The organism is Herbiconiux oxytropis, from assembly GCF_024979315.1.
GTDB classification, from domain to species: Bacteria; Actinomycetota; Actinomycetes; order Actinomycetales; family Microbacteriaceae; genus Herbiconiux; species Herbiconiux oxytropis.
In genome coordinates this window covers 65,657-88,005 of the sequence record NZ_JANLCK010000010.1, presented here as the reverse complement: position 1 = coordinate 88,005, position 22,349 = coordinate 65,657, and the positions used below count along the sequence as shown (strand labels likewise).

The window sequence follows — 22,349 nt, the reverse complement described above, 5'->3', positions numbered from 1 at the left end:
GCCTATGCTGGTCGGGATGACCGTCGCCTCGCCCTACGCCCGTGAACTCGCCCGGATGCCCGTCACGACCAGGGTCGAGACGCTCGCCGGAAGCGATACCCATCTGTGGGAGTACGGCGCATCCGGGCTCGACGAGGCGGCCAGGGAGGCCGCCACCACGGCCGTCGTCGTGGTGCACGGCTTCCGCGGCGACCACCACGGCCTCGAACCCGTGATCGCCCAGCTCGACGAGCCGGGCATGCGGATCGTGGCCCCCGACCTCCCGGGCTTCGGCGCGTCGACCCCGTTGGCCGTGACGCACGACATCGACGGCTACGCCACCTGGGCGAAGGCCCTCGTTGCCTCCGTGCGCGCACAGTCGCCCGCCGCCCGCATCGTGGTGATCGGCCACTCCTTCGGCTCCATCGTGGTCTCGGCCGCGCTGGCAGGCGAAGGCGACGGCGGCGCCCTCGAGGCCGACGACATCGTGCTCATCAACCCCATCGCCGCGCCTGCTCTCGCGGGCCCGCGCGGGTTCATGACGCGCCTCGCCATCGGCTACTACCGCTTCTCGGCCGCCGTGCCGGAGAAGCTCGGCTTCGCCATCCTGCGGAGCGGCCTTGTGGTGCAGATCATGAGCTCGACCATGGCCAAGACGAAGGACAAAGGCCTCCGCCGCTGGATCCACGACCAGCACCACCGCTACTTCTCGGCCTTCGCCAACCGGAGCGTCGTGCTCGACGCCTTCCGGGCCTCGGTGAGCCACGACGTCAGCGAGTACGCGGCCCGCATCCACGCTCCCGTGCTCATGATCGCGGCCGATCGGGACGACATCACGCCCGTGGCCGCCCAATACTCCGTGCAGAAGACGATCCCGGGGGCCGAGCTCGTGATCATCGAGGGCGTCGGCCACCTCATCCATTACGAGCGCCCGGTCGAGGCGGCCGACGCCATCCGGTCGTACCTGGCTCGCTCGTGAAGCTCGTCTTCGACTGCCGCTACACCCGGATCGGGCGCCACGACGGCATCAGCCGCTACACCGCGGGAGTGGTGGGCGCTCTCAAGGCCCTGATCGACGCCGGCGACCCCGCCGTCGACGGCCTCGAGCTCACGATGCTCATCAGCGACGAGCGCCAGCTCACCATGCTGCCGGACCTGCCGTGGTCGAAGGCCTCGGGGCCCACGAGCGTGCTCGAGCCCGTGGTGTCGCTCCAGGTCAACAGGCTGGCGCCGGATCTCGTGATCAGTCCCATGCAGACCATGGGCACCTTCCGTCGCGGCTACCGCCTCGCGCTCACGGTGCACGACCTCATCTACTACTCCAACCCCACGCCCCCGCGCGACCTGCCAGGCTTCGTGCGCGTGCTCTGGCGGCTCTACCACAAGGCCTGGTGGCCGCAGCGGATGCTGCTGAACCGGGCGGATGCGATCGTCACGGTCTCCGAGACCACCCGCGCCCTCATCTCCCGGCACCGGCTCACCACGAAGCCCGTTCTCGTGGCGCGGAACGCAGCCGACCTTCCACCCGCATCCGTGGCGGAGGCGGCGGCAGGAGCCGCCGGCGAGCGGTCGGCCTCGAAAGCCCTGATCTACATGGGATCGTTCATGCCGTACAAGAACGTGGAGACCCTCGTGCGCGCCGTGGGCGACCTCCCGGGCTACACGCTGCACCTCGTGAGCCGGGTGTCGAAGGCCGATCGCGAGAGGCTCGAGGCGATCGACCCCGACGCGCGCCTCGTCTTCCACGACGGCGCGAGCGACGAGGAGTACTCGGAGCTGCTGCAGAACGCCACCGCCCTCGTGACCGCGTCCCTCGACGAGGGCTTCGGCATCCCGCTCGTGGAGTCGATGGGGCACGGCACGCCCGTGGTCGTGAGCGAGATCAGCGTGTTCCACGAGATCGGGGGAGAGGCGGCGCTCTACGCGCCCGCCCGCGACGCCGCGGCCTTCGCCGCGCGCATCCGCTCGCTCGAGGAGCCGGACGAGTGGGCACGCCGCTCGAGGGCCTCGAGGGCGCAGGCCGAGACGTTCAGCTGGGAAGCGTCAGCTCGAGCGCTAGCGGCGCTCGCATCCGGATCGCCGGATCGATCGCGGCGCCATTGAACTCGGCGATCGAGACCTCGCCGGCTTCGATCACGAAGTCGTGCGCGGAGCCGTTCGGGATGCCGTGGCCCTGCTCGGGCAGCTTCTTCTCGGTGATGTAGCGGAGGAGCGACGCGATCACGCCGCCGTGCGAGACCACGATGAGCGACTCGCCCGAGTGCTCCTCGGCCAGCAGCTCGAGAGCGGGCAGCACGCGGCGAACCACCTCGGAGCGGCGCTCACGACCGGGCACCTCGGCGAGCGGATCAGGGAACCGCTCCGCGATCCCCGCGGCATCGAGACCCTCGACCTCGCCGTAGCTGCGCTCCACGAGGGCGGGCACGAGCTCGGGCGCCGGGAGTCCGACGATCTCCGCCACGATCTCGGCGGTCTCGCGGGCCCTGCTGAGCGGACTCGCGACGATGCCGTCCCACTGCTGACCCGCTTGTGCCCGCGCCGCCAGAGCATGGCCGGCCTCGCGAGCCTGCTCCCGGCCGGTCTCGTTCAGCGGCACATCCGTCGTGCCCTGGATGCGCTTCTGGAAGTTCCAGTCGGTCTGGCCATGGCGCACGAAGGTGAAGGTAGTCATCGCGACCAGTCTAGAACGGAGCGTGCGGATCGACCCGTCCCTCAGCGGGGCTGGGGAAGCAGCCGTGCGGCGAGCTCGGTGAGGGTCTCGGTCGTGCCGGCGTCGATCTTGACGGTCGCCCTGGTGTCTCCCTTGGTCACCCCGCGGTTGACGATCACGATCGGGAGCTTGCGTCGCCTGGCCTGCTCGAGCAGACGGATGCCGGAGTTGACCACGAGCGAGGATCCCGCGATGAGCATGGCGTCGGAGGCCGCCACGATCGCCGAGGCCTCGGCGAACTTCTCGGTGGGGATGAACTCGCCGAAGAACACGACGTCCGGCTTCAGCACGCCGCCGCACACGGTGCAGGCCGGCACCTCGAAGGCCTCCCACTCGCTCACGTCGGCGTCGCCGTCGGGAGCCATGCGCACGAGATCCGGCTCGGTGAGCCCGGGATTGGCGGCCGAGATGCGCTCGGCGACGCTCGAGCGCGCGAAGCTCTGGCCGCACTGCAGGCAGGTCACGCGGTCCATCGATCCGTGCAGGTCGACGAGGTGGCGGGATCCCGCCCGTGCGTGCAGACCATCGACGTTCTGCGTGATGACGCCCGTGACGACCCCGGCGTCCTCGAGCTCCGCGAGGATGCGGTGCGTGCCGTTGGGCTCGGCGGCATCGAACATGCGCCAGCCGAGGTGGCTGCCGGCCCAGTAGCGCTTGCGGAACGATGCGCTCGCGAGGAACTGGTCGAAGGTCATCGGATTGCGGGTGGGTGCACCCTCGCCGCGGTAGTCGGGGATGCCCGAGTCGGTGCTCACACCGGCCCCCGTGAGCACCACGACGCGCTTGCCCGCGAGCACCTCGGCCGCCCGATCGAGCTCGGGCGCGGCACCGGGAACGGCGGATGCTGCCGCCTCCGGGACGGACGAGACCGACGGAACCATGGAACCTCCTCGCCGGTGCAGCGCACCAGCCTGTCACAGAGTCTAAACAACGGAGTTCTCCGGAATGTTTCCGGGCTGGCAGAGTGGGGGATGAATCCACCGTCCGGTCACCCATCAGTAAGGCTCCCGTGCCCCTCGTTCCCCTCGACACCCTCGACCGGCCGGAGCTCGCCGACTACGCGAACCTCACCGACGTCGCGCTCCGGCGCCTGCTCGAGCCACAGGGCGGCCTCTACCTCGCGGAGTCGAGCAAGGTGATCGAGCGCGCCGTCGCTGCGGGTCACCGGCCGCGCTCGGTGCTGCTGCAGCAGAAGTGGCTGCCCGACCTCGAGTGGCTCGTGGAGCGCTTCCCCGAGGTCCCCGTCTTCGTGGCCGACGACGCGCTGCTCGAGCAGCTCACGGGCTTCGCGATGCATCGCGGCGCGCTCGCCTCGATGCACCGGCCCGAGCTGCCCGACCCGCGCGACCTCCTCCGAGACGCCCGCACCGTCGTGGTGCTCGAGGACATCGTCGACCACACCAACGTGGGCGCCGCGTTCCGTTCGGCGGCCGGTCTCGGGGCCGACGCGGTGCTCATCACCCCGCGCTGCGCCGATCCGCTCTACCGCCGGAGCGTGCGGGTGAGCATGGGCACGGTGCTCCAGGTGCCCTGGACCCGCATCGGGGAGTGGCCGGAGGCCGGCCCGCTGCTGCACGAGGCGGGGTTCACCATCGCGGCCCTCGCGCTCGGCGACGACTCGGTGCCGCTGCCCGAGTTCACGGCCGCCCTGCCCGAGCGCGTGGCGATCGTGCTCGGCACCGAGGGCGACGGGCTCAGCCGCCGGGCCCTCGCCGCCGCCGACGTGCGGATCGAGATCCCCATGCTGCACGGCGTCGACTCGCTCAACGTGGCCGCGGCGAGCGCCGTCGCCCTCTACGCGCTGCAGGACGCGAACAGGTAGCGATTGCCTACTGCCCGTCGGGTCGCTCAGACAATATGCTTCGTCTACCTGACCCGAGGGAGATCCGCATGACCGAGAAGAGCGCCGCACCCGCCGTCGTCCCCCCGCCCACCGAGGGCAAGGGGCTGGCGGCCGGCAAGCTGGGCCTCTTCGGCTCCACCGTGATCGGCCTGGCCTCCACGGCCCCGGTCTACTCGCTCGCGGCCACCGTGGGCTTCGTGGTGCTCGCGGTGGGTGCGCAGGCGCCGATCGCGATGATCCTCGCCTTCATCCCGATGTTCCTCACGGCCTACGCCTACCGCGAGCTCAACCGCGCGGTGCCCGACTGCGGCACGGCGTTCACCTGGGTCACGAAGGCCTTCGGCCCCCGCACCGGGTGGCTGGCCGGCTGGGGCGTGGCGGTGGCCGGCATCATCGTGCTCGCGAACCTCGCGCAGATCGGCAGCAAGTACCTCTGGCTGCTCACGAACAACCCCGACCTCTACGACAACGTGCCGCTCGTGACCGCCACGGGCGTGGTCTTCATCGGGCTCATGACCTTCGTCAGCGTGCGAGGCCTCGAGATCGGCGAGAGGTTGCAGAACATCCTGCTCGCCGTGCAGTACGTGGCGCTCATCCTGTTCGTGGTCCTCGCGCTCTGGGCCGTCTTCACGGGCACCGCTCCCGAGGGCTCCACCGTTCCCCAGGCCGACTGGTTCAACCCGTTCGCCTTCACCTCGCTCTCGGGCTTCACCGAGGCGATCCTGCTCTGCCTCTTCATCTACTGGGGCTGGGACACCTGCCTCGCACTCAACGAGGAGACGAAGGATCCCAAGCGCACGCCCGGCCGCGCCGCCGTGCTGTCGACGGTCATCCTGCTCGTGACCTACGTCTCGGTCACGGTCGCGGCCATGGCGTTCGCGGGCCTCGGCACCTCGGGCATCGGCCTCGGCAACGAGGGCAATTCCGAAGACGTCTTCTTCGCCCTGAAGGACGCGATCTTCGGCCCGTGGGCGTGGCTGCTCGTGATCGCCGTGTGCGTCTCGGCGATCTCGTCGACGCAGACGACCATCCTCCCCACGGCCCGCGGCACGCTCGCGATGTCGACCTACCGGGCGCTGCCCGAGGCGTTCGGCCGCATCAACCCCACGTTCCGCACCCCGCGCTTCGCCACGATCTTCATGAGCGTCGTGGCCGTGGCCTTCTACGTGGGCATGACCCTCGTGAGCGAGAACATCCTGGCCGACACGATCCTCTCGATCGGGCTCGCGATCGCCTTCTACTACGCGCTCACGAGCTTCGCGTGCGTCTGGTTCTTCCGTCGCGAGATCTTCACGACCGTCCGCAACTTCCTGTTCAAGGGCCTCTTCCCGCTCATCGGCGGGCTCATGCTCACGGCGGCCTTCATCCAGTCGGCCATCGACATGTACGACCCCGACTACGGCTACACCGTGATCTTCGGCATCGGCGGCGTGTTCGTCGTGGGCGTCGGCTCCCTCGCGCTCGGCGTCGTGCTCATGATCGTGTGGTCGTTCTTCCCGCGCGCGAAGCCCTTCTTCCGTGGCGAGAGCCTCAACCGCGAGACCGCCGTGCTCGTGCCGGAGGACGACCACCCCGTACCACGGTCGGTCGACGGCGGGCTCATGTAGCAGCGCTGGCTAGGATGGGCGGGTGAGTCCCGCCAGCCCTGCCGTCTATCGGCGCCGGCGGATCGTGGTGGGCTCGGCCCTCGTCATCCTCGCCCTCCTCCTCACTTACCTGCCGGTCGCGATCCTCGCCCCCGTGCCCGCCGCATCCGCTGCCGTGGCCGCCACGGAACCGGTCGTCACCCCGCCCGTCGCCCTCACCACGCCTGGTCAGGGCTCGAGCGCCATCGGCCTCGTCACCGACGGTCAGACCCGGATGCTGGGCCAGAGCGGCAGCACCGACTCCGTTCCCATCGCGAGCATCACCAAGTCGATCACCGCTCTCGTGGTGCTCGACGAGCTGCCGCTCGGCGAGGGCGAGGAGGGGCCCGAGCTCACCATGACGGCCGCCGACGAGGCTCTCCTGCAGGCGACGATCGCCGAGAACGGCTCGTGGGCATCCGTGTACCCCGGTCAGGTGCTGACCGAGCGCGAGGTGATCGAGATCATGATGCTCGAGTCGGCCAACAACTACGCCTACACGCTCACCAACTGGGCCTTCGGCGACACCGCCGCCTACCTCGCTGCGGCCACGGCGTGGCTTGCCGAGAACGGCCTCACGGGCACGGCCGTCGTCGATCCCTCCGGTTTGAACCCCGGATCGCGGAGCACCACCTCCGACCTGCTGACGATCGCCGGGCTCGTGCACTCCGACCCCGCCCTCAGCGAGATCGTCGGCACCGCGGCGCTCGAGCTGCCTCAGCTCGGCACGGTCGAGAACTCCAACACCCTCGTCGGCACTGCGGGCATCGACGGCGTGAAGACCGGCACGACCGACGAGGCGGGCTTCTGCCTGCTCTTCTCGGCCGACTACGTGGTGGAGGGGCAGACGCTGCAGCTCGTGGGCGTCGTGCTCGGTGCCGCCGACACGGACTCGCTGCAGGCGTCGGTTCTCGCCCTGCTCCAGAGCACCGAGAGCGGTTTCCAGACCGTGCAGGTGGTGGCCGCGGGCGACGTACTCGGCAGCTACTCGACGGCGTGGGGGTCGTCGTCTGACGTGGTGGCCGCCGAGGGGGTCACCGCCACCGTGTGGTCGGCTGTGACCGTGACGGGCGACGTCGAGCTCGAGCAGGTCGACGGCGCGGCCGCCGGGGATGAGGTGGGCACGGCCCGCTACACCGTGGAGGGCGTCACCCTGGGCAGCGGCGAGCTGACGGTGCCGCTCACGCTCGACGAGACGCTCGAGGGGCCCGACCTGGGCTGGCGGCTCTCCAACCCGGGCCGGCTGTTCGGCTGAGACCCCGAGCGCCCGCCGGCCACCGCCCGCCCCTCAGTCCTTGGGCACGAAGATCGGCTCGGCCAAAGGCCGCTTCGGCAGCACGTTGTCGCCGCTCGAGCGGTGTGTGATGCGCCGCAGCACCCAGGGCACGAAGTGCATGCGCGCCCAGACCAGGTCTTCGCTGCGCGCATGACGCCAGCTCGTGCGGGGGAGCGGCTCGGGCTCGCCCGGCTGCAGGTCGTTGTCGACGTTGAGCGAGCGCAGCACGAGCCGCGCGACCTCGTGATGCCCCTTCGCGTTGAGGTGCAGGCGGTCGGGCGACCACAGCCGGGTGTCCTGGATCTCCTTCAGACCCCACTGGTCGGCCACCACGCAGTCGTAGCGGTCGGCGATCACGCGGAGGTGCTCGTTGAAGATCGCCACCTTGCCGCGGATGCTCCGGAACACCGGCGTGAAGTTCGTGTCGACCCCCGTGAAGATCACGACGGTCGCGTCGTCCCGGCGCAGCCGCCGGATGCCGACCTCGAAGCGCGCCGCGATGTCATCCGGATCGGTGCCAGGGCGGATGACGTCGTTGCCGCCCGCCGAGATCGTGATCAGGTCGGGCTTCAGCTCGAGGGCGGGCTCGACCTGCTCGTCGAGGATCTGCTGCAGCAGTCGGCCGCGGATGGCGAGGTTCGCGTAGGAGAACTCGCCGTCGGCCGTGACGGCGAGCGTCTCGGCCACGCGGTCGGCCCAGCCGCGGTAGCCGCCCGGGCTCTCGGGCTCGGGGTCTCCGATGCCCTCCGTGAACGAGTCTCCGAGGGCGACGTAGCGACGCCAGGGATGGGGCTGGGTCATCAGCGGATGCTCCTTTCCGAACGCCTTCCAGGGTAAGCCCGTGTCACCCGTGCGGGGTATCCTCGAACATCGTGACCAATCTCCCCCTCTTCGAACCGGCTCCCGGAACGAGTGCAGCGGGTCACCTGTCACCGTCGTTCCCCGCCCGTGCTCCGTGGGGCACCGCGGGCCGGCTGCGGGCGTGGCAGGAGGAGGCGCTCACGGCCTACTTCGAGCGGGAGCCCCGCGACTTCCTCGCCGCCGCCACACCGGGCGCGGGCAAGACCACCTTCGCCCTGCGCCTCGCCTCGGAGCTCCTGCGCCGCCGCACCGTCGACCGCGTGATCGTGGTGGCGCCCACCGAGCACCTCAAGCGGCAGTGGGCCGATGCCGCCGACCGGGCGGGCGTGCGCCTGAACCCCGGCTTCAAGAACAGCGAGTCGCGCTTCGGCCGGCACTTCCACGGCGTGGCGCTCACCTACGCGCAGGTGGCCGCCCGGCCCTCCCTGCACCGCGAGCTCACCGAGGGCGCCCAGACCCTCGTCATCCTCGACGAGGTGCACCACGGCGGCGACGCGCTCAGCTGGGGCGACGCGGTGCGGGAGGCGTTCGAGCCGGCCGCCCGCCGGCTCTCGCTCACCGGGACGCCGTTCCGCTCGGACACCTCGCCGATCCCGTTCGTGGAGTACGCACCGGACGAGCACGGCATCCGGGTCTCCCGAAGCGACTACAGCTACGGCTACGGGCGTGCGCTGAAGGACGGCGTCGTGCGGCCCGTGCTCTTCATGGTCTACGCCGGCCACATGCGTTGGCGCACCAAGGTGGGCGACGAGATGGAGGCCCGTCTCGGCGAGGGCAACACGAAGGACATCACCTCCCAGGCCTGGCGCACGGCGCTCGACCCGGCGGGCGACTGGATCCCGCAGGTGCTCGGCGCCGCCGACAAGCGGCTCTCCGAGGTGCGGCAGGCGATCCCGGATGCAGGCGGCCTCGTCATCGCCACCGACCAGACCGTCGCGCGCGCGTACGCCGCCATCCTGGAGTCGATCACGAGCGAGAGCGTGACCGTGGTGCTCTCGGACGAGAAGGAGGCCTCGGACCGCATCGAGCAGTATTCGAAGGGCACGACGCGCTGGATGGTGGCGGTGCGCATGGTGTCGGAGGGCGTCGACGTGCCGCGGCTCGCCGTGGGCGTCTACGCCACGAGCGCCTCGACGCCCCTGTTCTTCGCCCAGGCGATCGGCCGCTTCGTGCGGGCCAGGCGCCGCGGCGAGACCGCATCGGTGTTCCTGCCGAACGTGCCCTCGCTCATGGCACTGGCCGAGAAGCTGGAGCTCGAGCGCGATCACGCGCTCGACAAGCGCGACGACGGCTCGAATCCCGAGGGCGACTTCTACAACCCCGAAGACGCCATGGTGGCCGCCGCCAACCGCGAGGAGAAGGCGTCGGAGAGCCTGCTGGAGGAGTTCAGCTTCCAGGCGATCGGCTCGGAGGCCACCTTCGACCGCGTGGTCTACGACGGTGGCGAGTTCGGCTTCCAAGCCGTGGTGGGCAGCGAAGAGGAGCTCGACTTCCTGGGCCTGCCCGGGCTCCTCGAGCCCGAGCAGGTGAAGGATCTGCTGCAGCACCGGCAGGCCAGGCAGCAGAAGCACGCCAAGACCGCGCCGAAGCCCGACACTCCCGACCAGGGCGGCGTGCCCGCGCCGCTCTACCGCACGCTCAAGGAGCAGCGGAGCCTGCTCAACTCGCTCGTGGGCATCTGGTCGAAGACCTCGAACGAGCCGCACGGGCTCATCCACGCCGAGCTCCGGCGCATCTGCGGCGGGCCGGCCGTGGCGCAGGCGAGTGTCACCCAGCTGCAGTCGCGCATCGTCACGGTGCGCAAGTGGATGAGCGCCGCCGGACGCTGAGCCCCGAAGGTGGGGTAGCGTCGCGCACCGCGAAGCGGAGGCGGCGTGCCACTATGTCGGAATGACGACGACTGAGACCACGAAGGAACGCACCTTCTTCGGTCAGCCCTTCTCGCTGGTGCACGTGTTCGGCGTGGAGATGTGGGAGCGGTTCTCGTTCTACGGCATGCAGGGCATCCTGCTGCTCTACATGTTCTACAACACCACCGAGGGCGGCCTCGGCATCCCGAAGCCCACGGCCGTGAGCATCATCGGTGCCTACGGCGGCGCGGTCTACCTCGCGACCATCCTCGGCGCCTGGATCGCCGACCGCCTCGCCGGCGCCGAGCGCACCCTGTTCTTCAGCGCCATCGTCGTGATGGCCGGGCACATCGCGCTGTCGCTCCTGCCGGGCTTCGCGGGACTGGGGGCGGGGCTCGTGCTGATAGCGCTCGGCTCCGGGGGAGTGAAGGCCAACGCCACGAGCGTGGTCGGCACGCTCTACAGCGAGCAGGACATCCGGCGCGACGCCGGGTTCTCCCTCTTCTACCTCGGCATCAACCTCGGCGCGTTCCTCGGGCCGCTCCTGACCGGACTGCTGCAGACCTCGGCGGGCTTCCACTGGGGATTCGGCCTCGCGGCCCTCGGCATGGCCATCGGCCTCGTGCAGTACTCGTTCGGCCGGCGGTCGCTGCCCGCCGCCTCGAAGACGGTGCCGAATCCGCTGCCTGGCCGCCGCCGGCTGCAGATGGCGCTCATCGCCGTGGCCGGCATCGTGGTCGTGCTCGTCCTGATCCTCACCGGCATCCTCACCGCCGACAACTCGGCGGATGCCGTGGCGATCGTGACCCTGCTGGCGGCGATCGCGCTCTTCGCCGTCATCCTGTCGAGCTCGCGGCTCAGCGCGGTCGAGCGGCGCCGGGTGATCTCGTTCATCCCGATGTTCATCACGAGCGTGGCGTTCTGGTCGCTCTACCAGCAGCAGTTCACCGTCGTGACCATCTACGCGAACGACCGACTGAACCTCGACCTGTTCGGCTGGACCATGCCGGTGGCGTGGGTCCAGTCGATCAACCCGATCTTCATCATCATCCTCTCGGGAGTCTTCGCCGCGATCTGGACGAAGTGGGGCGCGAAGCAGCCGGCCACCCCGTACAAGTTCGCTGCAGCGGCGATCGTGATGGGGCTCGCGTTCCTGCTGTTCATCCCGTTCTCCGGCACCGGCGAGCACGGAACGCCCCTGATCGCCCTCGTGGGCATCCTGTTCGTCTTCACGATCGCCGAGCTGCTGCTCTCACCGGTCGGCCTGTCGCTCTCGACCAAGCTCGCACCGCGGGTGTTCCAGACGCAGATGGTGGCCCTGTTCTTCCTCTCCATCGCGCTCGGCACGGCCATCTCGGGCATCCTGGCCGGCTTCTACGACGAGAAGAACGAACCGCCCTACTTCGGCATCTCGGGATTCGTGGCCATCGCGGTGGGCGGCGTGCTCATCGCCCTCACTCCGTGGGTGCGCAAGATGATGAGCGGCGTGCGGTAGCGCCCCGGACCTCGCCGAACTGTCGGCCCGTCAGCGGGGGGCGGTGACGTGCTCCCACAGCTCGACGACGACGGAGTCCGAGACGGTGGCCGGGCCTCCGAGGACCTTGACCTGCTGGGGGTTCAGGCGGTCGAGTTCCGCGAGCACCGAGGTTGGGATGCTGTCCGGCGTGACGAGCAGCACGGGAGCGTCCATCGCGATCGCGGCTGCAGAACCGGAGAGTGCGTCGGGAAAGACGCGGCCGGATGCCACGAACACGGTGGTCGTGTCGTTGCAGAACGTCTTCTCAGAGGTCGTGGCCGACACCTCGTAGCGGTCCGCCCCTCCTATCCGTGTGACGTGGCCGAACCGCCCGAGTTGTTCGACCACGGCCTCACTGATCGTCGATGGCCCCCCGACGACGATGATCTCGTCGAGCATCGTCTCTTCACGAAGCAGTCCGAGCACGGGCTCCGGTACTCCGTCTTTGGCGGTGAGCAGAACCGGAACGTGCCAAGAACCCGCCGCCGCGCTGGCGGAGAGCGCATCCGGGAACGTCTGACCGGAGGCCACGTAGAGGATCTCGCTGCTGGTGCCGAAGGTGAGCCGGGCCAGAGATGCGGCGACCTCGTAGCGGTCGTCACCCGCCACCCGCTCGACGGCGGCAGGCAGGTAGTCGAGCGACCGCTCGAGTTCGGCAGAGATCGAAGCCGTGCCGCCCAGGATGACGATTTTGCCAGGCGACAGTCGCACCATCTCGTCCAGAACGCCTTGAGGCACAGAATCCCTGGGTACCAGGAGGATCGGCCCTCCGTCGAAGCCGGCTGCTGCGGAGCCCGCGAGCGCATCGGAGAAGGTCGAGCCCGAAGCGAGGTAGACGACGTCTGCACCACCGGGGAAGGCCTCCTGCGATGCCCGGATCGCCACCCCGACGCGATCGGCCCCGCCGAGACGTTCCACCGTCGGTGGAATCAGCTCCGTGATCGGGCACAGCCTCGCTCTGGATCGCTCAGCGGGTTCCACGGGTTGGGCCGCCGCGCCCCCGGGCACCGCGCCTGATGCCAACGCCACAGCGATGATCGCACCCACGAGTCCATTGATCTTCATGATCTCCTCCAGTCGGTCGATTCGACCATACTCGAGAATTCATCACTTCAGGGGCGGTGGCGGGCTTTCTTCGACGACGTGAACCATCAGCTAGCCGCCGAAGCGCTCGGTGCGCACCGTCGTGGGGTCGGCCCCCGCCGCCACGAGTGCGTTCGACGCGAGCTCCACGAAGGGCGTGGGACCACAGATGTAGGTGGCGGCGCCGACCGAGCCCTCGGAGCCCTCGGCCCAGGCGGTGACCCGGGCGGCGTCGATGCGGCCGAGGGTGCCCTCCCAGCCCTCGGGGGCTCGGCGGGTGTACTGGATGTCGACACGCGCAGCCGTGGCGGCGGCGAGCTCGGCGAGCTCGTCGCGGTAGTAGACGAACTCGGGGGAGCGCACGGAGTAGAGCAGGTGCACCGGAGCCGTGCTCGCGGCCTCGGCGTGGGTGCGCAGGATGGACATGAGGGGTGCGATGCCGGAACCGCCGCCGATCAACCGGAGCGGCTCGGGCTGAGTGGTGGGACGCCAGACGAACCAGCCGCCGAGCGGGCCGATCACCTCGAGCTGATCGCCCACCGAGACGCCGCGCACGAGATAGGGGGAGACCTCCCCGTCGGGCATGAGCTCGACGCTCACGGAGACGACCGGATCGCCTGCGGCCGAGGAGAGCGAGTAGGAGCGGGCGGCCTGGTAGCCGTCGGGCGCCGTGAGGCGGATGTCGATGTGCTGGCCTGCGAGCGCACCCGGCCAATCCGGGATGCGGAGCATCAGCGTGCGCGCGGTCGGGGTCTCTTCACGGATGCCGACGACCTCGGCGATGCTCCACTTCACTCACCCATCGTACGAGTAGCGCTCCTCTTTCCACGGGTCGCCGTAGGCGTGGTAGCCGTTGACCTCCCAGAAGCCGAGCTCGTCGGTGTCGTGGAGGGTGAGTGCGGTGACCCACTTCGCGCTCTTCCAGAAGTAGAGGTGCGGCACGAGCAGCCGAGCGGGGCCGCCGTGCTCGGGATCGAGCGGCTCGCCGCCGAACTCGAACGCCACCCACGCCTTGCCGTCGAGCAGGTCCTCGAGCGGCACGTTGGTGGTGTAGCCGCCGTAGGAGTGGGCCATGGTGTAGCCCGCATCCGTCTCGACGTCTTCGAAGAGGGTGTCGAGCGAGACCCCGCGCCAGGTGGTGTCGAACTTCGACCAGCGCGTGACGCAGTGGATGTCGGTGTCGACGGTCTCGACGGGGAGGGCGCGGAACTCCTCCCACGACCAGCGCTTCACGTCGCCAGACTCGTTCGTGATGGAGAACGACCACTCACCGGGGTGGATGTTCGGGGTGGGCCCTGCGGAGAGCACTGGGAAGTCCTTCGTCTCGTACTGCCCCGGTGGCAGCTTGGGGTCGGCCTCGCGTGCGCGGCCGAAGAATCCCGGCGTGATGACTCCCATGGTGCTCTCCTCAGGTGGCTCGGACGGTCTGGATCAGGCCTTGGCCTGGTCGGACAGGTCGTGGATGAGTGCCTTCTCGTCCTCCTCGGAGAGCGAGGTCTTGATGACGGTGCCGTTGAAAGGCGCGAGCGCCGCGGCGAACTTGTCCTCGGTGATCTTGGTCGTGTAGATGACGACGGCCGACTTGCCGGCCTTGACCTGGTCCTTGACCTGCGAGCGGAACTCGCTGTTGAGGCCGGTCTTGTCGATTCCGGCGAACAGCGCGCCCATCAGGCCGCCGAAGACGAGGCCGACGAACGGCACGAAGAAGAGGATGCCGATGAGCGTGCCGAACATGGCTCCGCCCGCTGCTCCCAGGCCGATGTTGCCGACGCCTCCGGGGTTCTCGACGTGGGTCTTGCCGTCTTCGTCGACCTTCACGAGGGCGAGACCGGAGAGCTGCACGATGAGGTCGCCGTTGAGCTCCTGGACCTTCTCGTAGGCGCCCTCCGCATCTTTCTCGGTGTCGAAGGCGATGACGATGAGATCTGCCATGGGAGTGAGTCCTTTCGCTGTTTTCTTCGAGCGTAGGGGAAGTCCGGCAGCATTTATATAGGCACAGACGACAGAAGGCCCGGTCTTCCGACCGGGCCTTCGTACTGTCTCAACCAGTGTGTCCGAGGGGGGACTTGAACCCCCACGCCCTATACGGGCACTAGCACCTCAAGCTAGCGCGTCTGCCATTTCCGCCACCCGGACGAGTGTCTCGCCGTTCGATCGCTCGACCAGCCAAGAGAAGACGATAGCACGGATCCGGAGGCCGCAAATCCACTTCCGCACCGAGCGGCCGGGTAGCGTGGTCGGCATGACGCCAACGCCTGGGAACGACGAGCTCGACCTCACCGCACGCATCGCCCGCGACCTCATCCGCTTCGACACGTCGAACTTCGGCGAGGGCCGGTCGAACGGCGAGACCGAGGCCGCGGAGTACCTCGCGGCGCACCTGGAACGGCTCGGCCTCACGGTGCAGTCGTTCGACTCGGAGCCACGGCGCACGAGCATCGTCACGCGCATCCCCGGGCGCGATCCGTCGAAGCCCGCACTCGTCGTGCACGGCCACACCGACGTGGTGCCGGCCATCGCCGCCGACTGGTCGGTCGATCCGTTCGAGGGCGTCGTGAAGGACGGCATGCTGTGGGGGCGCGGCGCCGTCGACATGAAGAACATGGACGCCATGATCATCTCGGCCCTCGATCGCATCCTGGGCAGCGGGCGTCAGCCGGCGCGCGACCTCGTGGTGGCGTTCTTCGCCGACGAGGAGGCCGGGGGAGTGCTCGGCTCCGGCTACCTCGTGCGCGAGCACCCGGAGCTCTTCGAGGGCGCCTCGGAGGCCATCAGCGAGGTGGGCGGCTACTCCATCGACCTCGACGGCAAGCGCGCCTACCTCGTGCAGACGGGGGAGAAGGCGATCCTCTGGATCAAGCTCGCCGCGCGGGGCACCGCGGGCCACGGCTCGCAGATCAACACCGACAACGCCGTCACCCGGCTCGCGCGGGCCGTCGCGGCGATCGGCAGCCGCGAGTGGCCCGTGCACCTCACCGCCACCACGAGCCAGCTGCTCGACCGGGTCGCGGCGATCCTCGGTCACGACCCGCAGCAGCAGAGCCCCGACGAGATCGCGATCGCCACCGGCACGGCCTCGCGTTTCATCTCGGCGACGCTGCGCACCACCGCGAACCCCACAGGACTCACCGCCGGCTACAAGCACAACGTCATCCCGGATTTCGCCGAGGCCATGATCGACGTGCGCGTGCTGCCAGGGCACGAGGAGGCGGTGCTCGCAGAGATCCGCTCGATCGTGGGCGACGACATCGAGATCTCGATCACCCACCGGGACATCGGTCTCGAGACGACCTTCGACGGCGCGCTCGTCGACGCCATGGTCGGGTCGCTGCAGAAGCACGATCCGGGCGCCGAGGTGCTGCCCTACCTGCTCTCGGGCGGAACCGACAACAAGGCGCTCAGCCTCCTCGGCATCCGGGGCTTCGGCTTCGCCCCGCTGCAGCTGCCGGCAGCCCTCGACTTCCCGGCGATGTTCCACGGCGTCGACGAGCGGGTGCCGCTCGAGGCGCTATCGTTTGGCACTGACGTACTCACCGACCTGCTGCTGGAGTACTGACCGGCACCGCCTCGTCTCCGACTGCAAGGGACCCATGGACTTCATCAACGCGATCATCCTCGGCCTGGTCCAGGGGCTCACCGAGTTCCTGCCGATCTCCTCGAGCGCGCATCTGCGCATCGTGGGCGAGCTGCTGCCCGGGGCACAGGATCCGGGAGCCGCGTTCACCGCCATCACGCAGCTCGGCACCGAGACCGCCGTGGTGGTGTTCTTCTGGCGCGACATCGTGCGGATCATCTCGCGGTGGGCCAAGTCGCTCGCGGGGAAGGTCCCGCGGAACGACCCGGATGCGCGGATGGGCTGGCTCATCATTCTCGGCTCGCTGCCGATCGTCGTGCTGGGCGTGTTCTTCCAGGACCAGATCGAGACCACGTTCCGCTCGCTCTGGGTCGTGGCCGTGATGCTGATCGTCTTCGGCGTGCTGCTCGGCATCGCCGACTACGTGGGGGCGAAGCAGCGCCGGCTGAAGGATCTGACCGTGCCGCACGGCATCATCTTCGGGTTCGCGCAGGCGCTCGCGCTCATCCCCGGCGTCTCCCGCTCGGGCGGCACCATCACGGCCGGGCTCTTCATGGGCTACGAGCGCCGCGCCGCCGCGCGGTACTCGTTCCTCCTCGCCATCCCGGCGGTTTTCGGAAGCGGCTTCTTCCAGCTGGCGAAGAGCTTCGACGAGCAGAACTTCTACGGCCCTCTCGAGACGGCCATCGCCACGGTGGTGGCGTTCGTGGTGGGGCTCGTGGTGATCGCGTTCTTCATGAGCTACATCTCGAGGCGCTCGTTCCTGCCGTTCGTGATCTACCGGATCGCGCTCGGCGGCGTGCTCATCGTGCTGTTGTCGACCGGGGTGCTCGCGGCCTGAGCGTGCGCGTGCTCGCGGCGTGAGCGTGCTCGCGGTCGTCTAGGCTTGATCAGTGCGATCCTGGCCCCGACCCGACATCCCCGCGCTGCCCGGCCGTGGAGCCGCAGCCCGCGTCCACGACGACGCGAGCGGTCACTACCTCGAGTCGGCGTCGCCTGACGCGCCGGCCACGCTCTACGTCTGCGGGATCACTCCCTACGACGCCACGCACATCGGCCACGCGGCCACCTACCTCGCCTTCGACACGCTCGTGCGGGTGTGGGTGGATGCCGGGCTCGAGGTCTCGTACACGCAGAACGTGACCGACGTCGACGACCCGCTGCTCGAGCGCGCGGCCGCCACCGGGGTGGACTGGCGGGAGCTCGCCGAGAGCCAGGTCGAGCTCTTCCGCACCGACATGGAGGCGCTGCGGGTGAACCCGCCGGATGCCTACGTGGGCGTCACCGAGACCATCGACGCGATCGCCGGTGCCGTGGCCGAGCTGGCCGCACGCGGTTTCGCCTATCGTGTGCCGACTCCGGATGCGCTGAACCCCGGCGACGAGGACTGGTACTTCGACATCGCGGCCGCCGAAGCCGCGACCCCGTGGACCCTGGGCTCCGAGAGCGGTCTCGACCGCGCCGTGATGAGCGCGTTGTTCTCCGAGCGCGGGGGAGACCCGGATCGTGCGGGCAAGCGCGATCCGCTGGATCCGCTGCTCTGGCGGGCCGCCCGGGCGGGCGAACCCGCGTGGGACGTCGACGGTGACGGCTCCGACGGCTCCGACGGGCGCATCGGGATCGGCCGCGGCCGGCCCGGTTGGCACATCGAGTGCTCGGTGATCGCGCGGGACACCCTCGGCGACACGATCTGCGTGCAGGGCGGCGGAGGCGACCTCGTCTTCCCGCACCACGAGTTCAGCGCTGCGCACGCGACAGCGCTCACGGGCGAGCGGTTCGCGCGCGTGAACGCGCACGGCGGTCTCGTGGCCTTCGACGGCGAGAAGATGTCGAAGTCGCTCGGCAACCTCGTGCTCGTCTCCCAGCTGCGCGCGGCCGGCATCGAGCCGGCCGCCGTCCGGCTCGCGATCCTCGGCCACCCGTACCGCTCCGACTGGGAGTGGCTGCGGGGCGACGAGCTGCTCGCGACCGAGCGGCTCGCCCGCTGGCGGGCAGGAGCCGCGCGCCTCGTGCCGCTCGACTCCGAGCTCGATCCCGAGGCCGACGACGCCGCGGCACTCGCCCTGCTCGAGGCCGTGCGCAACCGCCTGCACGACGACCTCGACACGCCGGGCGCGCTCGGGCTCGTCGACGACTGGTTCGACGGCGCCCACACGGCCTCGTCGACCGAGGTCGTCACGCGCCTCGTCGACGCCCTCCTCGGCATCCGCCTCTAGCCGCCCCTTCGGCGACTTGACAGAAGTTGCGCGAAAGAACGCCGACTTGACACAAGATGTGCCAAGTCGGCGTTTCTAGGCACAACTTCTGTCAAGTGGGGGACGCAGGTCAGTCCCGGCGCCAGGGCTCGTCGGGCCGGCCGTCGCCGCCCGCGCGGCCGTCGCCGCCGGCGCGGCCGTCGCCGCGCTTGCGGAGGTAGCGCTCGAACTCCTGGGCGATCGCCTCGCCGCTCGCCTCCGGGGAGTCGACGGTGTCGCGCGCCTGCTCGAGCTGCTGGATGTAGGCCGCCATGTCCTCGTCCTCACCCGCGAGGGCGTCGATGCCCGTCTCCCAGGCCGACGACTCGTCGGCGAGTTCGCCGCGGCTGATGCTCACGCCGATGAGCTCCTCGAGCCGGTCGACCAGCGCGAGCGTGGCCTTCGGCGAGGGGGCGTTGTGCACGTAGTGCGGCACGGATGCCCACACCGACACGGTCGGCACGCCGAGCTGCTCCGCGGCGTCCGCCAGGATGCTCAGGATGCCGACGGGGCCCTCGTAGGTGCTCCGCTCGATCTCGAGCTCGCTCCGCACCACGGGGTTCTCGCTCGTGGAGAAGATCGAGATGGGACGGGTGTGCGGCACGTCGGCGAGCATGGCCCCGAGCAGCACGACACCCGTGATGTCCTCCGCCACGACCGTCGCCATGATCTCGGCGGTGAACGAGCGCCAGTTGCGGGAAGGCTCGGAGCCGATCAGGAGGTAGACGCGCGACTCCGCCTCGTCGCCAGGGCCGAAGACCGTGGCTCCCGGCCACACGAGCACGCGCTTGCCCTCGTCGTCGACCGTGACATTCGGCCGGTTGAACTGGAAGTCGAAGTACTCCTCGGCGTCGACCTCGGCGATCGGCACGACCTCGAGCTGCTCCTGCAGCACCTTGAGCGCGCCGGTCGCGGCCTCGCCCGCGTCGTTCCAGCCCTCGAACGCCACGAGGAGGAGCCTGCCGTGCAGGAATCCGTTGTCTGTCACCGTGATGGGTACCTCACCAGCTTCCGGGACCACCGCACGGTGCGGCTGCCATCAGTCAAGGATAGGCGGCACACCGTAGACTTGTCGCCCGTGACCGAAACCGATCCCGCTCCCGCCCCCTCCGCCGTGCTCTGGGACATGGACGGCACCATCGTCGACACCGAGCCGTACTGGATGACCGCGCAGGGCGAGCTCGTCGCCTCCTACGGCGGCACCTGGACGCACGAGGCGGCCATGACCCTCGTGGGCTCCGGACTCGACCGCACCGCGCGCATCCTGCAGGAGTTCGGCGTGCAAATGGAGGGCGGAGCCATCATCGAGCTCCTCTCGTCCCGCGTCATGGAGCAGGTCTCCGAGCGCGCACCCTGGCGGCCCGGAGCCGTCGAGATGCTGCGCGAGCTGCACGACGCCGGCGTGCCTCAGGCCCTCGTCACGATGTCGATCGGGCGGATGGCCCACCACATCGCAGGCCTCCTGCCGTTCGAGCCCTTCGCGGCCGTCGTCTCGGCCGACGACGTGACCGAGATGAAGCCGCACCCCGAGCCCTACCTCCGCGCCGCCGACGCGCTCGGCGTCGACATCACGCGCTGTGTGGCCATCGAGGACTCGGTGACGGGGGTCGCCTCCGCGGTCGCCTCCGGCGCCGCCGTCGTGGGCGTGCAGCACCTGCTGCCGCTCGACGACTCCGGGGCCCACGTCATCTGGGCCACTCTCGACGGCCGCCGCGCCGCCGAGCTCGGCGCGATGCTGGTGCGCGCATGAGCGGCACCGAGCAGGGCGCGGTGCACTACAGCGGTCCGTTCCGTGAGGGCGATCGCGTGCAGCTCACCGGTCCCAAGGGGAAGCTCAACAGCATCACCCTCGAATCCGGCAAGGTCTTCCACACCCACCGCGGCTTCATCGACCACGACACCCTGATCGGGCTCCCGGACGGCTCGGTCGTGGCCAACTCGGTCGGTGTCGAGCACCTGGCCCTCCGGCCCCTGCTCACCGACTTCGTGATGTCGATGCCGCGGGGTGCCGCCATCATCTACCCGAAGGACGCGGCGCAGATCCTCGCCCAGGCCGACGTCTTCCCCGGCGCGACCGTCGTGGAGGCGGGCGTCGGATCCGGAGCGCTCTCGCTCTGGCTCCTCCGCGCGATCGGCCCCACCGGCCGGCTCTCGAGCTTCGAACGGCGGGACGAGTTCGCCGACGTGGCGCGCGGCAACGTGGCGGCCTACTTCGGCGGGGTGCCCGAGGGCTGGACCGTGACGGTCGGCGACCTCGTCGAGGCCCTTCCCGCCACCCACGAGGCTCACACCGTCGACCGCGTCGTGCTCGACATGCTCGCGCCCTGGGAGTGCATCCCCGCGGTGGCCGAGGCGCTCAAGCCCGGTGGCGTGGTGCTCTGCTACGTCGCGACCGTCACCCAGCTCTCCCGCGTGGTCGAGGCCATCCGCGACACCGGACTGTTCACCAACCCCGTGCCCAACGAGACGATGGTGCGCGGCTGGCATGTCGAAGGCCTCGCGGTGCGCCCCGACCACCGGATGATCGGCCACACCGGCTTCCTCGTCTCGGCCCGCCGCCTCGCCCCGGGTGCCGTGCTGCCCGAGCTCAAGCGCCGCGCCTCGAAGAGCGACTTCTCGGACGAGGACATGGAGGCCTGGACCCCGGGCGCCCTCGGCGAGCGGGGGATCAGCGCCAAGAGCCTCCGCAAGCGCGTGCGCGCCGCCACAGCGACCGCCGACGCGGCGCTCGCCCGCGAAGCCCGCGAAACCCGGGAAGCGGGTGCCGTCACCGATGCCGACGTCACCCAGGCCGACGCCACCGCGGCGGACGCCACCGGCGACGCGGTCGAATAGGATAGTTTTCGCTCACCGGGCCCACGGCTCGTCGAACGCAGGAAAAGAGGATCCGTGCGCAAGTCTCTCGCGCTCACCCTGTCGGCCGGCCTCCTGGTCGCACTCGCAGGCTGCAGCGGCGCACCCGCCGCACCCGACTGCTCGAAGGTCACCCCCTCGGGCGGCGCGAGCTCGATCGTGACCGCCGACGGCGCGATCGGGGCCGACCCGGCAGCCACCTTCCCGTTCCCGCTCGTGGTCGAGAAGGCGCAGGCCTCAGTGCTCACCGAGGGCGAGGGCGACCCCATCGGCATCGGCGGAACGATCGCCGGCTCGTACACGATCTACGACGGCGAGAGCGGCCAGCCCGCCGGAGCCACGCAGGCCACCGCGCTCGTGGTCTCCGAGGGACTGCCCGCCGGACTCCGCAACGCCCTGCTCTGCAGCACCGCGGGTCAGCGCACCGTCGTGGTGCTGCCGAACGACGAGGCGACCCAGATCGTGGCCGGCGCCCCCGGCTCGATCGTCATGGTCTTCGACATCAGCGCCGCCTTCCCGCAGGCCGCCGACGGCGACACCCAGCCCGCACAGTCCGGCTTCCCCGGAGTCGTGCACGCCGACGACGGCCGCCCCGGTGTGACCATCGGATCGCTGACGGCTCCTGACGAGGCCAAGAGCGCTCTGCTGAAGAAGGGCGACGGCGCCGAGATCGCCACGGGCGACACCGTCGTCGTGCAGTCCACCGCGGTCTCCTACAGCACTCGCGAGGTCACGAGCTCGACCTGGGAGGACGGCACGCCCGGGGTCTGGACCATGACCGAGGACACCGCGGCCGCGTCGGCGGGCCAGCCCGCCGGCATCTCCGAGTTCCTCGTGGGGCAGACGGTCGGCTCCGAGGTGCTCGCGGTGGTGCCCGACGGCAGCGGATCGGCCACGGCGTACGTCATCGACATCGTGGGCGTCCTGCCCGCGAGCTGATCCCGA

Annotated in this window: 21 protein-coding genes and 1 tRNA gene; 13 read left to right on the top strand and 9 right to left on the bottom strand. The window is 69.9% G+C overall.

The genetic code is table 11. From position 1 onward, the window contains the following. The first annotated feature begins 16 nt into the window (after window positions 1-16). The gene (locus N1028_RS16085; RefSeq protein WP_259530407.1) at window positions 17-958 is read left to right on the top strand and encodes an alpha/beta fold hydrolase; all 942 of its coding nucleotides are present in this window, start codon (window positions 17-19) and stop codon (window positions 956-958) included. Continuing rightward, window positions 955-2,082, top strand: a complete 1,128-nt coding sequence (locus N1028_RS16080; RefSeq protein ID WP_259530406.1) for a glycosyltransferase family 4 protein — start codon at window positions 955-957, stop codon at window positions 2,080-2,082. The genes N1028_RS16085 and N1028_RS16080 overlap by 4 nt, the downstream gene beginning before the upstream one ends. Here N1028_RS16080 and N1028_RS16075 read toward each other — a convergent pair. Further along, on the bottom strand, window positions 2,009-2,650 hold the full coding sequence (locus N1028_RS16075; RefSeq protein ID WP_259530405.1) for a histidine phosphatase family protein: 642 nt from the start codon (window positions 2,648-2,650) through the stop codon (window positions 2,009-2,011). The two genes, N1028_RS16080 and N1028_RS16075, sit on opposite strands and share 74 nt — an antisense overlap. Before the next feature lie 41 nt (window positions 2,651-2,691). Then, window positions 2,692-3,570, bottom strand: coding sequence for an NAD-dependent protein deacetylase (locus N1028_RS16070; protein WP_259530404.1), 879 nt, complete (start codon window positions 3,568-3,570; stop codon window positions 2,692-2,694). 128 nt (window positions 3,571-3,698) lie between these two features. Between N1028_RS16070 and N1028_RS16065 the strand changes: the two genes are divergently transcribed. The 3 genes from N1028_RS16065 (at window position 3,699) to N1028_RS16055 (ending at window position 7,412) form a co-directional block, all read left to right on the top strand. Further along, entirely contained in the window at window positions 3,699-4,511 is an 813-nt protein-coding gene (locus tag N1028_RS16065; protein ID WP_259530403.1) for a TrmH family RNA methyltransferase, read from the top strand. Between the two features lie 68 nt (window positions 4,512-4,579). After that, entirely contained in the window at window positions 4,580-6,139 is a 1,560-nt protein-coding gene (locus N1028_RS16060) for an APC family permease (RefSeq protein ID WP_259530402.1), read from the top strand. Between the two features lie 22 nt (window positions 6,140-6,161). Further along, window positions 6,162-7,412: a D-alanyl-D-alanine carboxypeptidase family protein gene (locus tag N1028_RS16055; protein WP_259530401.1), complete on the top strand. Its 1,251-nt coding sequence runs from the start codon at window positions 6,162-6,164 to the stop codon at window positions 7,410-7,412. 33 nt (window positions 7,413-7,445) lie between these two features. Here the strand turns inward: N1028_RS16055 and N1028_RS16050 are convergent, their stop codons facing one another. After that, window positions 7,446-8,234, bottom strand: a complete 789-nt coding sequence (locus N1028_RS16050; protein WP_259530400.1) for an SGNH/GDSL hydrolase family protein — start codon at window positions 8,232-8,234, stop codon at window positions 7,446-7,448. A gap of 71 nt (window positions 8,235-8,305) precedes the next feature. Here N1028_RS16050 and N1028_RS16045 point away from each other — a divergent pair, with 71 nt between their 5' ends. Together N1028_RS16045 and N1028_RS16040 are read left to right on the top strand one after the other, a co-directional pair. Further along, a complete protein-coding gene (locus N1028_RS16045; protein WP_259530399.1) occupies window positions 8,306-10,123 on the top strand; it encodes a DEAD/DEAH box helicase in 1,818 nt (605 codons plus the stop codon). Window positions 10,124-10,184: 61 nt separating this feature from the next. Then, window positions 10,185-11,639 carry a peptide MFS transporter gene (locus tag N1028_RS16040; protein WP_259530398.1) on the top strand — a complete coding sequence of 485 codons (1,455 nt, stop codon included), beginning with the start codon at window positions 10,185-10,187 and terminating at the stop codon, window positions 11,637-11,639. Window positions 11,640-11,669: 30 nt separating this feature from the next. Here the strand turns inward: N1028_RS16040 and N1028_RS16035 are convergent, their stop codons facing one another. From N1028_RS16035 to N1028_RS16015, 5 genes are all read right to left on the bottom strand, one after another. Further along, window positions 11,670-12,578 carry a cell wall-binding repeat-containing protein gene (locus N1028_RS16035; RefSeq protein WP_259530397.1) on the bottom strand — a complete coding sequence of 303 codons (909 nt, stop codon included), beginning with the start codon at window positions 12,576-12,578 and terminating at the stop codon, window positions 11,670-11,672. A gap of 237 nt (window positions 12,579-12,815) precedes the next feature. Then, window positions 12,816-13,538 carry an FAD-binding oxidoreductase gene (locus N1028_RS16030; RefSeq protein ID WP_259530396.1) on the bottom strand — a complete coding sequence of 241 codons (723 nt, stop codon included), beginning with the start codon at window positions 13,536-13,538 and terminating at the stop codon, window positions 12,816-12,818. Then, the gene (locus N1028_RS16025) at window positions 13,539-14,141 is read right to left on the bottom strand and encodes a sulfite oxidase-like oxidoreductase (RefSeq protein WP_259530395.1); all 603 of its coding nucleotides are present in this window, start codon (window positions 14,139-14,141) and stop codon (window positions 13,539-13,541) included. A 33-nt stretch (window positions 14,142-14,174) separates the two neighbouring features. Then, the gene (locus N1028_RS16020) at window positions 14,175-14,675 is read right to left on the bottom strand and encodes a DUF1269 domain-containing protein (RefSeq protein WP_259530394.1); all 501 of its coding nucleotides are present in this window, start codon (window positions 14,673-14,675) and stop codon (window positions 14,175-14,177) included. 119 nt (window positions 14,676-14,794) lie between these two features. Continuing rightward, window positions 14,795-14,879: transfer RNA gene (locus N1028_RS16015), tRNA-Leu, on the bottom strand. A 106-nt stretch (window positions 14,880-14,985) separates the two neighbouring features. Here N1028_RS16015 and N1028_RS16010 point away from each other — a divergent pair. The 3 genes from N1028_RS16010 to mshC are packed head-to-tail and all read left to right on the top strand — an operon-like array spanning window position 14,986 to window position 18,533. Further along, window positions 14,986-16,299 (top strand): M20/M25/M40 family metallo-hydrolase, encoded by a 1,314-nt coding sequence (locus N1028_RS16010; RefSeq protein ID WP_259530393.1) that lies wholly within the window; start codon window positions 14,986-14,988, stop codon window positions 16,297-16,299. Between the two features lie 34 nt (window positions 16,300-16,333). Then, the gene (locus N1028_RS16005) at window positions 16,334-17,158 is read left to right on the top strand and encodes an undecaprenyl-diphosphate phosphatase (RefSeq protein ID WP_259530392.1); all 825 of its coding nucleotides are present in this window, start codon (window positions 16,334-16,336) and stop codon (window positions 17,156-17,158) included. Between the two features lie 52 nt (window positions 17,159-17,210). Continuing rightward, window positions 17,211-18,533, top strand: coding sequence for a cysteine--1-D-myo-inosityl 2-amino-2-deoxy-alpha-D-glucopyranoside ligase (gene mshC, locus N1028_RS16000; protein WP_259530391.1), 1,323 nt, complete (start codon window positions 17,211-17,213; stop codon window positions 18,531-18,533). 109 nt (window positions 18,534-18,642) lie between these two features. Here mshC and N1028_RS15995 read toward each other — a convergent pair whose 3' ends face one another. Then, the gene (locus N1028_RS15995) at window positions 18,643-19,539 is read right to left on the bottom strand and encodes a PAC2 family protein (protein WP_259530390.1); all 897 of its coding nucleotides are present in this window, start codon (window positions 19,537-19,539) and stop codon (window positions 18,643-18,645) included. A gap of 90 nt (window positions 19,540-19,629) precedes the next feature. Here N1028_RS15995 and N1028_RS15990 point away from each other — a divergent pair, with 90 nt between their 5' ends. Genes N1028_RS15990 through N1028_RS15980 form a run of 3 tightly spaced genes read left to right on the top strand, consistent with a single transcriptional unit; the run spans window position 19,630 to window position 22,343 of the window. Continuing rightward, entirely contained in the window at window positions 19,630-20,301 is a 672-nt protein-coding gene (locus N1028_RS15990; RefSeq protein ID WP_259530389.1) for an HAD family hydrolase, read from the top strand. Then, window positions 20,298-21,386: a tRNA (adenine-N1)-methyltransferase gene (locus N1028_RS15985; RefSeq protein ID WP_259530388.1), complete on the top strand. Its 1,089-nt coding sequence runs from the start codon at window positions 20,298-20,300 to the stop codon at window positions 21,384-21,386. The genes N1028_RS15990 and N1028_RS15985 overlap by 4 nt, the downstream gene beginning before the upstream one ends. 54 nt (window positions 21,387-21,440) lie before the next feature. After that, on the top strand, window positions 21,441-22,343 hold the full coding sequence (locus N1028_RS15980) for an FKBP-type peptidyl-prolyl cis-trans isomerase (protein ID WP_259530387.1): 903 nt from the start codon (window positions 21,441-21,443) through the stop codon (window positions 22,341-22,343). The last annotated feature ends 6 nt before the right edge of the window (window positions 22,344-22,349 follow it).

Bases quoted from the DNA above. Each gene is read 5' to 3' on its own strand.
- N1028_RS16085 (WP_259530407.1), top strand. From the start codon at position 17: ATGACCGTCGCCTCGCCCTACGCCCGTGAACTCGCCCGGATGCCCGTC.
- N1028_RS16075 (WP_259530405.1), bottom strand. From the start codon at position 2,650: ATGACTACCTTCACCTTCGTGCGCCATGGCCAGACCGACTGGAACTTC.
- N1028_RS16070 (WP_259530404.1), bottom strand. From the start codon at position 3,570: ATGGTTCCGTCGGTCTCGTCCGTCCCGGAGGCGGCAGCATCCGCCGTT.
- N1028_RS16060 (WP_259530402.1), top strand. From the start codon at position 4,580: ATGACCGAGAAGAGCGCCGCACCCGCCGTCGTCCCCCCGCCCACCGAG.
- N1028_RS16050 (WP_259530400.1), bottom strand. From the start codon at position 8,234: ATGACCCAGCCCCATCCCTGGCGTCGCTACGTCGCCCTCGGAGACTCG.
- N1028_RS16040 (WP_259530398.1), top strand. From the start codon at position 10,185: ATGACGACGACTGAGACCACGAAGGAACGCACCTTCTTCGGTCAGCCC.
- N1028_RS16025 (WP_259530395.1), bottom strand. From the start codon at position 14,141: ATGGGAGTCATCACGCCGGGATTCTTCGGCCGCGCACGCGAGGCCGAC.
- N1028_RS16020 (WP_259530394.1), bottom strand. From the start codon at position 14,675: ATGGCAGATCTCATCGTCATCGCCTTCGACACCGAGAAAGATGCGGAG.
- N1028_RS16010 (WP_259530393.1), top strand. From the start codon at position 14,986: ATGACGCCAACGCCTGGGAACGACGAGCTCGACCTCACCGCACGCATC.
- N1028_RS16005 (WP_259530392.1), top strand. From the start codon at position 16,334: ATGGACTTCATCAACGCGATCATCCTCGGCCTGGTCCAGGGGCTCACC.
- N1028_RS15985 (WP_259530388.1), top strand. From the start codon at position 20,298: ATGAGCGGCACCGAGCAGGGCGCGGTGCACTACAGCGGTCCGTTCCGT.